The following is a 247-nucleotide window of genomic DNA, read 5'->3' as shown; positions in this document are numbered from 1 at the left end:
GCGAATTGACCCGGCTGCTACATCCCCTGGAGCGCGAGTCCACCATCGTTGAGCATGTCTCGTCGCTGGACATGATGCTCACGTTGGTCGGAGCTGGTTACGGCATCGGCTTCGCAACGGCGACCCGAATCGCGGTATGCCAACGTCCCGACGTGGTGATCCGGCCGTTGGCGCTCGATTCGGCCGTCATCATCACCTACCTGCTTCGGCCCGAAGGCGGTAGCGGACTCTCCGTTCCCGTAGAGCG

1 pseudogene is annotated in these 247 nt (G+C 63.2%); it reads left to right on the top strand.

What is annotated here, in order from left to right:
- Positions 1-247, top strand: a pseudogene (locus RVY79_RS21000) (LysR family transcriptional regulator); the annotation flags it as partial.

The sequence above is a fragment of the Chromohalobacter sp. HP20-39 genome (assembly GCF_033052815.1).
GTDB lineage: Bacteria > Pseudomonadota > Gammaproteobacteria > Pseudomonadales > Halomonadaceae > Chromohalobacter.
This window is presented reverse-complemented; position numbering and strand designations above follow the sequence as displayed.